General features: G+C 64.1%; 11 protein-coding genes and 1 tRNA gene. 4 read left to right on the plus strand and 8 right to left on the minus strand.

Annotation, left to right across the window (positions count from 1 at the left end; translation table 11 throughout):
* Positions 1-269 precede the first annotated feature (269 nt).
* The gene (locus M1P90_RS15255) at positions 270-803 is read left to right on the plus strand and encodes a DinB family protein (protein WP_483703654.1); all 534 of its coding nucleotides are present in this window, start codon (positions 270-272) and stop codon (positions 801-803) included.
* A 2-nt stretch (positions 804-805) separates the two neighbouring features.
* Here the strand turns inward: M1P90_RS15255 and M1P90_RS15260 are convergent, their stop codons facing one another.
* The 3 genes from M1P90_RS15260 to M1P90_RS15270 all read right to left on the minus strand — a co-directional run bounded on the left by M1P90_RS15260 (position 806) and on the right by M1P90_RS15270 (position 5273).
* Positions 806-1543, minus strand: coding sequence for a DUF4386 domain-containing protein (locus tag M1P90_RS15260; RefSeq protein ID WP_483703656.1), 738 nt, complete (start codon positions 1541-1543; stop codon positions 806-808).
* Between the two features lie 155 nt (positions 1544-1698).
* A complete protein-coding gene (locus tag M1P90_RS15265; protein WP_483703658.1) occupies positions 1699-2379 on the minus strand; it encodes a DUF4386 domain-containing protein in 681 nt (226 codons plus the stop codon).
* 176 nt (positions 2380-2555) lie between these two features.
* Positions 2556-5273 carry a winged helix-turn-helix domain-containing protein gene (locus M1P90_RS15270; protein WP_483703660.1) on the minus strand — a complete coding sequence of 906 codons (2718 nt, stop codon included), beginning with the start codon at positions 5271-5273 and terminating at the stop codon, positions 2556-2558.
* A 103-nt stretch (positions 5274-5376) separates the two neighbouring features.
* On the opposite strand from M1P90_RS15270, the gene M1P90_RS15275 reads away from it, so the two are divergent.
* Positions 5377-5961: a TetR/AcrR family transcriptional regulator gene (locus tag M1P90_RS15275; RefSeq protein ID WP_483703662.1), complete on the plus strand. Its 585-nt coding sequence runs from the start codon at positions 5377-5379 to the stop codon at positions 5959-5961.
* A gap of 325 nt (positions 5962-6286) precedes the next feature.
* The gene (locus M1P90_RS15280; RefSeq protein WP_483703664.1) at positions 6287-7021 is read left to right on the plus strand and encodes a DUF4386 domain-containing protein; all 735 of its coding nucleotides are present in this window, start codon (positions 6287-6289) and stop codon (positions 7019-7021) included.
* 91 nt (positions 7022-7112) lie between these two features.
* Here the strand turns inward: M1P90_RS15280 and M1P90_RS15285 are convergent, their stop codons facing one another.
* From M1P90_RS15285 to M1P90_RS15305, 5 genes are all read right to left on the minus strand, one after another.
* Positions 7113-7583 carry an SRPBCC family protein gene (locus M1P90_RS15285; protein WP_483703666.1) on the minus strand — a complete coding sequence of 157 codons (471 nt, stop codon included), beginning with the start codon at positions 7581-7583 and terminating at the stop codon, positions 7113-7115.
* A 161-nt stretch (positions 7584-7744) separates the two neighbouring features.
* A tRNA-Arg gene (locus tag M1P90_RS15290) sits at positions 7745-7820 on the minus strand.
* 35 nt (positions 7821-7855) lie between these two features.
* Positions 7856-8440 carry an ANTAR domain-containing response regulator gene (locus tag M1P90_RS15295; protein WP_483703668.1) on the minus strand — a complete coding sequence of 195 codons (585 nt, stop codon included), beginning with the start codon at positions 8438-8440 and terminating at the stop codon, positions 7856-7858.
* A gap of 273 nt (positions 8441-8713) precedes the next feature.
* Entirely contained in the window at positions 8714-9781 is a 1068-nt protein-coding gene (locus tag M1P90_RS15300) for a serine hydrolase domain-containing protein (RefSeq protein WP_483703670.1), read from the minus strand.
* Positions 9782-9788: 7 nt separating this feature from the next.
* Positions 9789-11567 carry a right-handed parallel beta-helix repeat-containing protein gene (locus tag M1P90_RS15305; protein ID WP_483703672.1) on the minus strand — a complete coding sequence of 593 codons (1779 nt, stop codon included), beginning with the start codon at positions 11565-11567 and terminating at the stop codon, positions 9789-9791.
* A 109-nt stretch (positions 11568-11676) separates the two neighbouring features.
* Between M1P90_RS15305 and M1P90_RS15310 the strand changes: the two genes are divergently transcribed.
* On the plus strand, positions 11677-12573 hold the full coding sequence (locus M1P90_RS15310; RefSeq protein WP_483703674.1) for a sortase: 897 nt from the start codon (positions 11677-11679) through the stop codon (positions 12571-12573).
* Positions 12574-12793: the final 220 nt, after the last annotated feature.

Raw genomic sequence — 12793 nt, forward strand, 5'->3', positions numbered from 1 at the left:
ACCGCAACCGTTCCCGGTTCTGTGGTTCTCGGTTCTGTGGTTCTGCGGTTCTTGGTTCCGTGGTTCTGCGGTTCTTGGTTCCGTGGTTCTGCGGTTCTTGGTTCTCGGTTCCACGGTTCTCGGTTCCACGGTTCTTGGTTCCGTGGTTCTGCGGTTCCGTGGTTCTCGGTTCCACGGTTCTGCGGTTCTTGGTTGCGTGGTTCTGCGGTTCCGTGGTTCTTGGTTCCGTGGTTCTGCGGTTCTTGGTTCTCATTTCAGGAGGTTATGCCATGACCCCACGCCTTGCCCGCCCGGCCGACGGCGAAGCCCTGCCCTACTACTTCACCTACATCCGGCTCGTGCCCGACGGCGATATCGTCGCCACGCTGCAAGCCCAGCACGCCGCGATTCATGCGCTGGTTGGGCAGCTCAGCGAGCAGGTTGCCGAAGGAGCGCCCGCGCCCGGCGAGTGGAGCATCAAAGACGTGATCGCGCATCTGAGCGACGCCGAGCGGCTGTTCAGCTTTCGCGCCCTGTGGTTTGCGCGTGGCGAGCAGGCCGCCCTGCCCGGCATGGAGCCAAACCCGTGGGTCGAGCTTTCAGGTGCGAATGCCCGCCCGCTCCCCGACCTGCTGGCCGAGTTCGACCATGTGCGCGCCGCTACGCTGGCCCTCTTCGGCAACCTCGACGCGGCGGCCTGGGAGCGCGGCGGCAGCGCCAGCGGCGCGCATGTCAGCGTGCGGGCGCTGGCCTGGATCATCGCCGGCCACGAGCTGCACCACAATCGCTCGCTGCGCGAAGATTACCTGCCCAGGCTGGGGTAAGGCTACGCGCCCTCGCGATCAACACCTTTGATCAGCAGCCAGAGCGGAAAAGCGATTTCGGCAACCGCAATTGGCAGCGCAAGCAGGGCAGGAGTTGCGCCATAGCTCGGCACAAACAGCTGCGCGGCGGAATCGATCAGGTAGCCACAGCCGGCCAGCAGGAACAGCACGCCAAGCAGGCGCGGAATGTAGCCCGACACATAGATCAAATAGCCAATAATGAACATGTGCGGGATGAGAAAGACGATGCCAATCGCAAAGCCATCGTGATGGGCATCGAGGAACAGGCGCACCAGCGTAGTGACCTGCGCGCCGCCAAAGGCCGCTTCTGTGCCAGTGTTCCCAATCAGGCGCAGCACCAGAAACGAGTTGAGCAGGTTGATGCCATGAATCGCGGTCATCACCAGCCTGAACGCCGCCGCGATCAGCGCAAGCGTGGCGCGCACCGGCCGCAGCAGCACATACAGCAGAACCGAAAGCGCAACTTCGCTGAGCAGCACAACATATTCACTGGCAATGCCAAGCCGAAACAAGCTCTCGCGCGTCACGAGGTTATGCGCGGTGCTGGCGGAATCGCCGGGCACGATGAGCTGGCCGGGCACATAGAAGTGCGCCACGCCCGCCGCCACCGCAATCAGCAGATACAGCACCCCCGCCACGCGGGCGATGGCTCGCGGCGAGCGCGCGGCGCGCTGACGCGCTGGCTGGGCGTTTCCAAACGAAGCAATATGTGATTCCACAGATTTTTCCTTTCATGGCGAATGCACGCCAGTGATAGTTCACTGTTTCGAGAAATATTGATAGTCGAGGGTAAGACGGTTTGAGCCACAGAGTAGGAATATTAAAACTCGGAGTTCTCCGTGTTCTCTGTAGCCCAATACGTCTGCACGCTGCTCTATGCCGACGCCACGCGCTCAAACGCCTGCTGGTCGGTCGCTGGGGTGTGCGCCGAACCGAAGCCCTTGACAATCAGCCACAGCGGCAGGATGAACTCGAACAGGCCGCCGGGCACCGTGTGCAGGAAATGCAGATCGAAGCCGCCGACTTCTAGCAGCGTGCCGACCAGCAGCGCGGCATAGCCAAGCACGCCCAGCGCAGCGAGCGCGCGCGGAACCAGGCGCGCACGGTACAGGGCAGCGCAGAACGGCAGGCTGCCCAGCGCAAGCGCCACCATCGCTACCTGATAGGTCGTGGTTCGCCCAGCCAGCAGCAGCGCCCCAAGTTCTGCCTGACCGGCCTGCGCCAGCAGCAGCGTGAACACTCCACCCAGGCTGAGAAACGCGCATTCAAGCACTCGGGTGCCAACATAGCCAAGCGCAACGCGCTCGCTGTGGCATTTCAAAACTGGAAAAAGCAGCACCCCAATCCCAAGCACCGCCGCGTTATTCACCCACTGCAGCAGCACGCCCGCCACAAGCTGCCCGCGCTGCGCCGCAACCTGATGCAAAACATCCGGGCCGGCAAGCAGTGTTTCGATCATGCCGCTGCCGAGCATATATGCCACTGTTGAAAGCAGAAACAAGCCGCCCACGGCGCGGGCGGTATTGTTCATGGGTGTTGTCTGGCTGGTCGCCATTGGTCATTCTCCCGTTTGCATAGCCCAAAATCGATAATCTTGATCGCTTCTAGCGTAGCAAATGGGCGGCGCGGCGTCGTACCTCGAAAGTGGTAGCCGAGGATTATTTGTGGCGCACAACAACGGCGGGCCGCAGTTGCGACCCGCCGTCAAGCGTTCAAATCGAGCACGCGCCGCTAGCGTTGCGCCACAATCCCCAGCGCCCGGCCACGCGCAACCGCCAGCGTGCGGTTCGCCACGCCCAGCTTGGCAAAAATATTGCGCGCATGCACCTTGACGGTATGCAGCGAAAGCACCAGCCGCTCGGCGATTTCCTGATTGCTCAGCCCTTCGGCAATCAGCTGAAGCACTTCGCGCTCGCGCTCGCTGAGTGGCTCAAGCGGCGCAGCCTCGCCATCGCTGGCGGGCGGTGTGGGGCCATCGGGCAGAAAAGCCGCCAGCAGGCGGCGCGCATAGACCCGCGCGATCCCGGCCTGGAGCGCTTCGCCAAGCAGCCGCGCCATTGGCGGGCCTTCCCCGGCAAAAAGCTGCACGAACCCTTCTGGCTCGGCCAGCGCCAGCGCGCGCCCCAGCGGCACCAGCGCCAGCTGGCGGTCGCCGCGCGCCGCATACGCAAGCGCCTGAAGCACCAGAATTTCGATCACGCTGGCATTCCTGCCACCAGCTTCTGCCGCCGCCAGAAGGTGCGCCAGCAGCACCGACGCATCGTTCAAGGCTGGCCCACTTCGGCGCTGCGTGGACGCGGCGATGAGCACGCGGGCCAGCGTCAGGTACTCATATTCGTGCAGGTAGGCCGGCTCATCATGCGGGCTGAGGCCGCGCTCGTGCGCCCAGGCCAGCGCGCGGCCCACCTGCCCCTGCTGGAGATTCACGCGCGCCTGCATGGCCGCAACCGGGCGGAACTCGGGCACTGGCGTGCGGGCATAGGCGCGGCCGGCTGCGTCAAGGAATTCGAGCGCGGCATCCCAGCGCCCTTCGGCCTGTTTCAAGCGCGCCTGCGCCACATGCCAGCGAAACATCCAGTCGATAAACGGCGATTGCGCGCCCAGCGGCTTGATGCGCTGCAAACACTCGGCCGCACCCTCGCGATCACCGCGCTCCAGGCGCAGCATGGCATAGCTCAAATCCAAATAGCTCAGCGCCTGGGCCTGATCGGCGGCAAAGCGCTGCGCCTGCTCGTATTCGGCCAGGGCGTCGTGCAGACGTCCCTGCGCGGCGCGGATTTCGATCAGGCCAAACACGCCAACCAGCGCAAACATCAGGTTGCCAGCCTGGCGCATCTGCTGAACCCAATCGGTAAACGCTCGGTAGGCCACTTCCATGTCGCCGCTGGCCCAGGCGTTCACGCCCAGCAGCACCGCAGTCTGAGCGCGCAATATTGTATTCGCTGCGGGAGCGCGCTCCAGCGCCAGCCGCGCATAGCCCGCTGCGGCGGCCACATCGCCACGCGATTGAGCGTGGTAAGCACGCGCAAATGCGATCATCGCTGGCAGCGCTTCAAATTGCTCGTCTTCCACCACAAACATCGCGCCAGCCGTTTCGCGCTGCGCTGCACCCGGCCCTAGCCAGCGCTCGGCTTCCCGCAGCCAGGTCTCGCTGCCCTCCAGATCGCCGGCATCCATCAGCGCCCAGGCATACTGCGTGCACAGCACTGGCCGGGCGCGCAAAACGGCCAGCGGCAGCTGCTTCACCCAGCCCAGCCACGCGGCCAGCTGGAAGCTGCGATCCATGCGCTGCCACGACATCTCGGCCAGGCGCGCAATGCGCTCGGTATCGCGGGCGGCGGCGGCGTGCTGGAAGGCTTCGAGATGCAATCCCTGCGCTTCAAACCAGGCGCTGGCGCGTGCGTGTAGTTCCGCCGTGCCAGGAATACCCTCCTGTGGTGAAACGGCGCGCGCCAGCCGCTGACGCAGTGCCTCGGCAAAGAGCTGGTGGTAGCGATACCAGCGCCGCTGATCGTCGAGCGGCACAACAAAGAGGTTGGCGCGCTCAAGCGCTTCCAGCGTCGCCTGTCCGGCCGCGTCGCCACGGTCGAGCAGGGCGTCGCACAATTCGCCACACAGGCGGTCGAGAATGGAGGTTTGGAGCAGAAAGCGCTGGATCGGCTCGGGCTGGCCGCTCAGCACTTCTTCGATGAGGTAATCGAGCACAAATTGATGGCTGCCCGAAAACGCCTGAATAAAGCCAGCTATGTCGCTCTGGTGCTGAATCGACAGCGCCGCCAGCTGCAGGCCGGCGATCCAGCCTTCGGTGCGCGCTTCCAGCGTTGCAACCTGCTCGGCTGAAAGATCGAGGCCCATGACCTGCCTGAGAAATTGGGCCGCCTCGGCGGGCGCTAGGCGCAAGTCGGCGGCGCGCAGCTCGGTGAGCTGGTCGCGGGCGCGCAATCGGGCGAGTGGCAGGCGCGGAGCCTTGCGGCTGGCAAGCGCAAGGTGCACTTGCGGCGGCAGGTATTCGAGCAGCGTCCCAAGCGCCTGCACAACTGGCTCGGCCTCCAGCACGTGGCAGTCGTCAAGCAGCAGAATGGCCCGCCCGGGCAGCGCGGCGAGTTCGTTCAGCAGGTTGGGCAGCAAGGCGTCGATGGGTGGGGCTTGCGGCGACTGAAGCGCGGCCAGGGTTGCAGCGCCGATTTCGGGCGCGACCGTTTGCAGCGCGGCAACCAGATGCGCCAGAAAGCGCGCCGGGTCGTTATCGGCGGGGTCGAGCGAAAGCCAGGCGACCGGCAGGCCGCAGCCCGCCACCCAGCGGCTGGCGAGCGTGGTTTTGCCAAAGCCGGCCGGCGCCGCGATCAGCGTCAGTTTGCGGTGCAGGCCCGCATCGAGGCGCGCGATCAGGTCGGCGCGGGCGAGCGCGCCGGGCCGCGGTGGGGGCACAAACAGCTTGGTTGCAAACACGGGTGTTGCCATGCCCAGATTATACAACGCCCACGCCCAGGCTTGACCAATCTGTTCGCCTGCGCTACGCTTTACGCGAAATATTGCGCAGAAAGATGGCCCGATGAGCACACGTGAACGTATTCTTGCAACCGCCCTGCGCCTGTTCAACGAGTCGGGAACCGCCGCCGTCTCGACTAACCATATCGCCGAGGCGCTGGGCATCAGCCCGGGCAACCTGTACTACCACTTCCACAACAAGGAAGAAATCATTCGCGCGCTGTTCGAGCAGCAGTTTGCCCGCTGGGACGCCGGCTACGCCCTGCCCGACGACCGCACGCCCGGCCTCGACGATCTTCAGCAACTGGTGCGCGCTTCGTTCGTGATGGGCTGGGAATACCGCTTCATGTACCGCGAGCTGATTGCACTGCTGCGGCGCGACTCAGAGCTGCACGAGCGCTGGGTCGAAGTTCGCGCGCGGGGCTTTGCGGGTTTCCACGCGCTGTTTGAGTATTTTGTTGCGCTTGGCGTACTGCGTGCACAGGACGATCCCGCCATCGTCACCCGCGCTGCCGAGCTGATCTGGCTGATTGCCGAGTTCTGGCTCGCCAGCGTGGAAGTCAGCGGCGCGACCGTAGACGACGCGCAGATGCAGCACGGCATCGCCCTGATGATGCAGGTCCTCGATCCTTTTATCATCGGCCACTGACGTGACCCTGCCCCAGCATTTCTCACACTGTTGCGCTTCCACGCCCTCTCGCCACAAGATCTTTCAAATAACCACCAAGGCACCAAGTCACCAAGATTTTTTGGCTTCCTGAAGCCCTTGGTGACTTGGTTTCTTGGTGGTAAAAAGCCCCTGGCATCCTTTCAAAAACGACGTTCCTTGTGCGCTGTTTCTAAACCGCTCTTCGCCCCACGATCTCAGCCGAAAGGCCGACTTGATCTTTAGAGTAAATACTCTATTATTCGATTAGAGTAAATGCTCCACTACCTGATTGGCCCGAACATTTTTCGCTGAAAGGAACACCACCATGGCCCCCTTGTCGCTGCGCCGCCTGACTGGAACACTACTCGTTCTTGTGCCGCTCACCTTCACCGTCTGCTTCACGCTGCTGCAAATGCTGTTCGAGTACCCCGACATCCTGCGCCAGCCCACTGCCGACGTGCTCACGAAATTCCAGGCCGGCGGCAACGGGCTGATCGCTGTCTGGTACGTGCTGACCCTTAGCGCGCTGCTGCTCATTCCGGTGGCTGTGCTAATGCGGCGCGTGCTGGCAACGGATGAAGATTCCGCATCTTTATCGGTGGCGACGGCTTTTGGCGTGCTGGCCGGGCTGGTGCAAACGCTTGGCTTTCTGCGCTGGCCCTTTCTGGTGCCGCACCTGGCGCAGGCCTACCTCGCGCCCGATGCGAGCGAGGCCCAGCGCGCAGCGGCGGCAATGGTGTTCGAGGCGTTCCATCGCTACGTGGGCATGGGTGTTGGCGAGCATCTGGGCTACCTCAGCACCAGCGTCTGGTCTTTCCTGATTGCGCTGCACATGCTGCGCCTGCCCTTGTTCGGGCGCTGGCTCGGCTGGAGCGGGATGCTGCTGGCGCTGGGCATTGCTGCGGGTTTGCTTGAGCCGGCCGGGCTGGAGCTGGCCGGGACGGTCAACGCAATGAGCTACCTGGCCTGGGCGCTCTGGCTGATGGTTGTCGGGGTGGTGATGATTGTCCGGCGCGGCGAGGCGGTGCCGGCGCTGCGCCCCAGCCCAATCGCGCGCTGAGACGTGGGGTGACGGCGAGCTACAGAGCGCACAGAGGACACTGAGTTTGATTGCCCTACTCAGTGTCCTCTGTGCTCTCTGTGGCTATGTACTATCTTTCTGTCTCAAGCAGCTCCGCCAGCTTGTCGAGCGACATGCGCCAGCCAAGCGCGTTGTCTTCGGGCGCGAGGCCGGGCGGCAAATCGTGGTGCGTTGCCAGCAGGTCGGTTCCGCCATCGGCTGCATCGCGCAGCATGAAGGTCACGCGCATTTCACCCTGCATCGCCGGGTCGTCAGTCTCGAACTCCATCACCTCAACCACGCGCTCGTCGGGCACCAGCGTGGCAAAATATCCGTGGTAGGTATCGGTCTGCGCGCTGGTTTTGCCTGTGTTGGTCGGCGCGTCGTAGGTGAGCGAGATGCGGAAACGCCCGCCTTCGCGCGGCTCGAATTCATGAACATGGCTGGTCATGTCGTCCGGCACCATCCACGTCGCCACCGCTTCGGCGTCGATCAGCGCGCGGTACACACGTGAGCGCGGCGCATGGATATGACGGCTCAGCTCGGTCGTTGCTGTGCTCATCGAAACCTCTCTCGTGCATAATGAGAAAGCGATGCGTGATCAGGGAAGAGTTTCTGCATTGCAATCGCCAACCCTATACCCTAACCCCTGCGCAGAAAGCGCACGAGGTTGCACCTTGGCTGCACCAACAAAAAGGACGCCGCACTTCTGCGGCGTCCCCGTGGTACCCCCGGGCCGACTCGAACGGCCGACACGCAGTTTAGGAAACTGCTGCTCTATCCACTGAGCTACGGGGGCGCGTCGCGCCAGCACAGCGCCAGCGCCGCCAGCAATTACGAACCCAGCAGCTCCTCGGCCTCGATAATCGCCTGCGCGATGTCTTTCATCTTGGCGCGCTTGTCGCGGGCGCGCTGGCGCAGGCGTTCGTAGGCGTCGCGCTCGCTCAGGCCCAGCCGCTGCATCAGGATGCCCTTTGCGCGCTCCACCAGCTTGCGCGCCTCCAGCGACTCTTCCAGCTCGACGACCTGGTTGCGCAGCGCGTGCAGCTCTTTATAGCGCGCCAGCGCAATATTGATCGCGGGCGACAGCTCGGCCTCATTCACGGGCTTCACCAGGTAGCCCAGCGCGCCAGCCAGCTCGGCCTTGCGAATCGTGTCGCGGTCGGTATAGGCCGTCAGCATCAGGATGGGCACCGGCCGCTGGTTGTTGATGCGCGCCGCCGCCTCGGTGCCTTCCATCTCAGGCATCCGAATGTCCATAATAATCAAATCGGGGCTCAGCCGCGTCGCCAGGTCAATCGCCTCGGTGCCGGTGCGCGCCACGCCAATCACGTCGTAGCCCAGCCCTTTGAGCTGTTCTTCCAGCGTCAGCGCCACCAGCTCGTTGTCTTCGGCCATCAGAATACGAACAGCTGCCATGCCAATTACCTTCCCCACTGCGAAATGCACGAGAACTACGAGGTACAGGTTTGCCGTATGGGTGCCAGCACCGTTAGGCCAGCAACGTCAGCGACGTGAAGTGCGGAGCATCCCGGCGAGTGCTGCATGCGATTGCGGAATGCTGTTTGTTATAACAGCGCCATCATACCACAAAACGTCATGCTTGTGGATAGGAAAAAAGGCCGACTCTTGGCAGCGCCGTGCCGCATGCCCCGCCGATCCAGTCGGTCAGCGCATGGGCGGGCCTATTGCTCACCCGCCGCTCATCGCCCGCCGCGCCGCCGCCACCACCGCCGCCGTGACGCCGTGGTGCGCGGCCGGGCTGCGGCGCGGGTAGACACGGTTGCTCAGCACAATCACAGCCAATTGCTCGGCCGGCAGCAGCACCATCGCCGGCCCGGTAAAGCCGGTGTGTCCGGCCGCGCCGGCCGGCACCGCGCCCATAAAGTTTGCGCGGTCGAGCATCCAGCCCAGCCCGCACGCCACTGGCAGATCGGGCGTGCAATTGCTCAGCGCGCGCCGCGCCGTCGCTGGCGCAAGCAGCGCGTGTTCGCCCGCCGCCGCGCGCAGCCACATGCGGCAGAACTGCCACAGCTCGCCCGCGCTGCTGAACAAGCCAGCGTGGCCAGCTACGCCCCCCAGCGCGTGCGCGCTTTCGTCGTGGACGGTGCCGTGCACCAGCCCGCCGCGCCACTCGGGGTCGTGCTCGGTTGGCGCAATGCGGCCGTGCAGCGCGGCTGGCGGGCAAAAGCCGGTATCGCGCAGGCCCAGCGGCGAGAAGATCAGCTCCGCAAACGCGCGGTCGAGCGGCGCGCCCGCGCACTGCTCCACAATCGCGCCCAGCAGCAGCGAGTTGACATTCGTGTATGCCACCGCTGTGCCGGGCGAGCGCGCTGGCTCAAGCTCGCGCACCGTGCGCCAGATCCCTGCTGCGCCTTGCTCGCGCAGTACCGAAAGCCGAATATCCAGCCCAGAAGTGTGGGTCAGCAGGTGCGTGATCGTCACCTCGGTGGCGCGCAGGTCGGGCAGGTAGCGCGCTGCCGGCGCATCGAGGTCGAGCAGGCCGGCGTCGGCCAGGCGCAGCGCCGCCGTCGCGGTGAACATTTTCGTCAGCGAGGCAATGTCGTAGATCGTGTCGCGGGCGACCGGCTGCGCCGCCTCCGGCTCGTACACCGTCGCGCCGGCCGCGCCCCAGTGGGCAATCTCATCGCCACGCGCCACTAATACCACCGCCCCGGGGAAAATGCGGCGCGCAACTGCGTCTTCCAGCAGCGCATCGATCTCGGCGGCGAGCGGGTAGTTGGGCAGGGCGTCTGTCACAGGCGGGCTATTGCTGGGGCGCACAAGCGGGCCGCGCAGTCAGCCAGGGGTCAAACAAGACCATATCGCCCACCGCGTCGCCGCGCCCGTCGGCGTGCCGGTCGGGCTCGTAGGGGCCAAGCTCACTGCCCCACCAGTTATTGCGCATGTCCACCTCAACCTCGCTGGTCGCGCCACGCCCGATGCCATATTTGAGGTAGATCGGGATGATCGGCGGGGTGTGCTTCGTGATCACGTTGTCGCGCATGTCGAGCGGCAGGCGCGGCAGCTGCTGCGTTTCGCTGCGCACGCTCAGGCCATTCGTGCCGCCCACCAGCGTGTTGCACGACAGCGTGCCCAGGAAGGGCGGCGGGCCAGCAACCGCGTTCGGGTCGATTCCGCCGGTGTGGATACCCTCATGCGCCAGGATCAGGTCTGGCCCGGTGTCGCCCACCAGCAGGTTGCCGCGCAGCTCCAGGTTGATCGTATCGACCGAGCTGGTGGTGCCAATGCGAACTGGCGCGGTGCGCGGCGGCATGCGGTTGCCACCAATGCGATTATTCGTCATTATCACGCCATTCCCGCTCGAATAGTTTGCCTCAATCGCCGAGCCGAACGGGATGTCGTTGCCGGCTACCTCGCTGTCGCGCACTTCCAGGCGGCTGTTATTCACCAGCACCTGCCCGCCGTTTTCCTTCACCTGCACATGGTGCAGCGTCAGGTTGCCGCCCTCGCTCATCAGCACGGGCGAGCCCAGGCCACCACCGCGAATTTCAGTATATTCCATCGTGGTGTTCGAGCCCGGCCGGCCGAAAATGCCACCCCAGCGCTGCGGCGTCGCGCCAACAATCCGCACCGGGCTGTCGGGCTGGCCGAGCGCGTAGATCGTCCCTTCCGAGTAAAACGACACGCCCGGCAAAATGCGCACTTCCACGCCCGCCTCGATGATCAGGGTCGCGCCCGGCACAAGCTGCTGGTCGCGTACAATCAGGCGCGGGCTTTGGGCGCGCGTCCAGCGCACCGTGCCACGCAGCACATCGACCGGCACTGCTGTGGGGGCAGGAACCGCTGTTGGTGGGCGCGGCGTGGGTGGCGCAGCCGGGGCGCGCGTCGGTTGCGGGCGGAAGGTCGGCGTCGGATTCAGGTCGGGCGTTTCCGTGGCAGCAGAGTCGAACACCGGCTCGGTTGGCGTGGCGGGCTGGCCGCTGGTGGGCTGTGCCACGGTGGGCTGCGCAAAGGTCGGAATAGCGGTTTGCGGCCCCGGGTAGGCCGATGGCTGACCATTCGCCGTTGCTGTCGTGCCGGTTCGGGTGGGCGCGAAGATCGGCAATTCGGTTGGCTCGTCGGTTGGCAGCTCGTCGTCGGGCGTCATCGTCAGCCGCTGCTCGGAGAAATCGCCATTATTGCCCGATGGATTGGCGGTGGGCGCGGGATAGCCACCCTGCGCGTCGGGAATAAACGAGCCGTCAGGCGTTGCCAGCGCGGTCGTGTCGGCGGCAAGCGTGGGCGCGGGGTAAGCCGAGTCGGCTGTGGCGCGGGCTGGCTCAGTTGCCGCAATTGCCTGCGCCGTGCCCGGTTCCGTTGTGCTGGTGCCGGCCAGCGCGGAACCATTGGGCGAACCGAGCGGAAAGACCACCGCAATCAGGATCGCAATCCCAAGAAAGAGCAATGCCGCAATTAGCATGATCATGTCGCGCGTCAAATGAATCGTGATTCCACGGCCGGACTGCCCGCCTGATTGGGTGTCGTTCGGCTCCAAAATCGCCTCCGAAATCATCACAATGCGGAGCTTGAAAGTCGTGGTCATCTTACCATAGCCCTTACGCGCATGCAATGCTTTGCCATCTCAATGCCCTGTCGTAGCTTGAACTGCCCCACCCGGAGTGGTATACTGGCGGAAGCACATGTGGGGCACAGTGCTTCCGCACGCAGAAAAGGCGCATCGCCGCCAGGGCTACGATATGAAGCGTTTGTGGGGCGAAAATACAATCGGCGCGCAAATCTTCCCGCGCACATCGCGCCGCCGGCAAAGCACCGAGATGAGCCAGCGCGCCAAGGTCTTGTGGACGCTGGGTAATTTTTTTATGCTGCTTGGCATTGTGCTGCTGCTGTATGTTGGCGGCATCTACAGCCAGGCCGAGTACGAGCGCTATGCCGCGCGCGGCGATACCGACGTGCCCGCGCCTGTCGCGGTAGCCGCCCCAGCAGAAGAACAAGAGCCAGCCCCCTTTGTCGCGCCGGTGCTGAGCAGCAGCGACAGTGCCGAAGGCCGCGTCGTCAGCGCGGTGCCGGTCGTCAACGCCGAGCACGCTTCCACAATTACGCGCGTGCGCATCCCAAGCATCAGCGTCGACTCAAAGGTTGTAGAAGTGGGCTGGGATGTCGAAAAACAAGGCGGCCAGGATGTGGCCGTCTGGCAGGTTGCCGAATATGCTGTCGGTCAGCATCGCGGCTCGGCCAACCCTGGCGAAGGCAATAATATTGTGATGGCCGGCCACGTCGGCGGCTATGGCAAAGTCTTCAAAGACCTCTATTATGTCAAACCAGGCGACCAGATCATTATCAACAGCGCCGGGCAGGAATACCTCTACACTGTGCAGGAACGCCTGCTCGTCACCGAAGAAGGCGTTTCCCCCGAGCAGCACGCCGCCAACGCCCAGCTGATCGCACCAACCAACCAGGAAATGGTCACCATGGTCACCTGCTGGCCGGCCAAAGGGCCCGACAAATTTACGCAGCGGGTGGTAGTGCGGGCGGTTCCCTTCACCAGCGCCACACAAGCCAGCGAGCAAAGCAGCTGGACGGTGCGCTAGTGCGCTTTCAGCGCAGGAGTTAGGGGATGGGGATTAAGGGTTGGTGATTACAATGCAGAAACGCTCCCCGCATTTTCACATCGCTTTCTTGATACTGCACCAGGCAGCCTGCTGGTACCAGGCCTAACCCACGCATCAAAACACTTGTTCAAACCGAACGTTCGTGCTATAATCTCATTGGTGGCACGCACATGCCCACCGCGTTGACAGCCTGTGCGCG

Source organism: Kouleothrix sp. 19917 (genome assembly GCF_057073505.1).

What these genes read in the sequence shown, in the direction of transcription:
- M1P90_RS15295 (WP_483703668.1), bottom strand. Translation starts at nt 8,440, where the DNA reads ATGGCAGCTGTTCGTATTCTGATGGCCGAAGACAACGAGCTGGTGGCG.
- M1P90_RS15275 (WP_483703662.1), top strand. Translation starts at nt 5,377, where the DNA reads ATGAGCACACGTGAACGTATTCTTGCAACCGCCCTGCGCCTGTTCAAC.
- M1P90_RS15280 (WP_483703664.1), top strand. Translation starts at nt 6,287, where the DNA reads ATGGCCCCCTTGTCGCTGCGCCGCCTGACTGGAACACTACTCGTTCTT.
- M1P90_RS15265 (WP_483703658.1), bottom strand. Translation starts at nt 2,379, where the DNA reads ATGGCGACCAGCCAGACAACACCCATGAACAATACCGCCCGCGCCGTG.
- M1P90_RS15285 (WP_483703666.1), bottom strand. Translation starts at nt 7,583, where the DNA reads ATGAGCACAGCAACGACCGAGCTGAGCCGTCATATCCATGCGCCGCGC.
- M1P90_RS15255 (WP_483703654.1), top strand. Translation starts at nt 270, where the DNA reads ATGACCCCACGCCTTGCCCGCCCGGCCGACGGCGAAGCCCTGCCCTAC.
- M1P90_RS15305 (WP_483703672.1), bottom strand. Translation starts at nt 11,567, where the DNA reads ATGACCACGACTTTCAAGCTCCGCATTGTGATGATTTCGGAGGCGATT.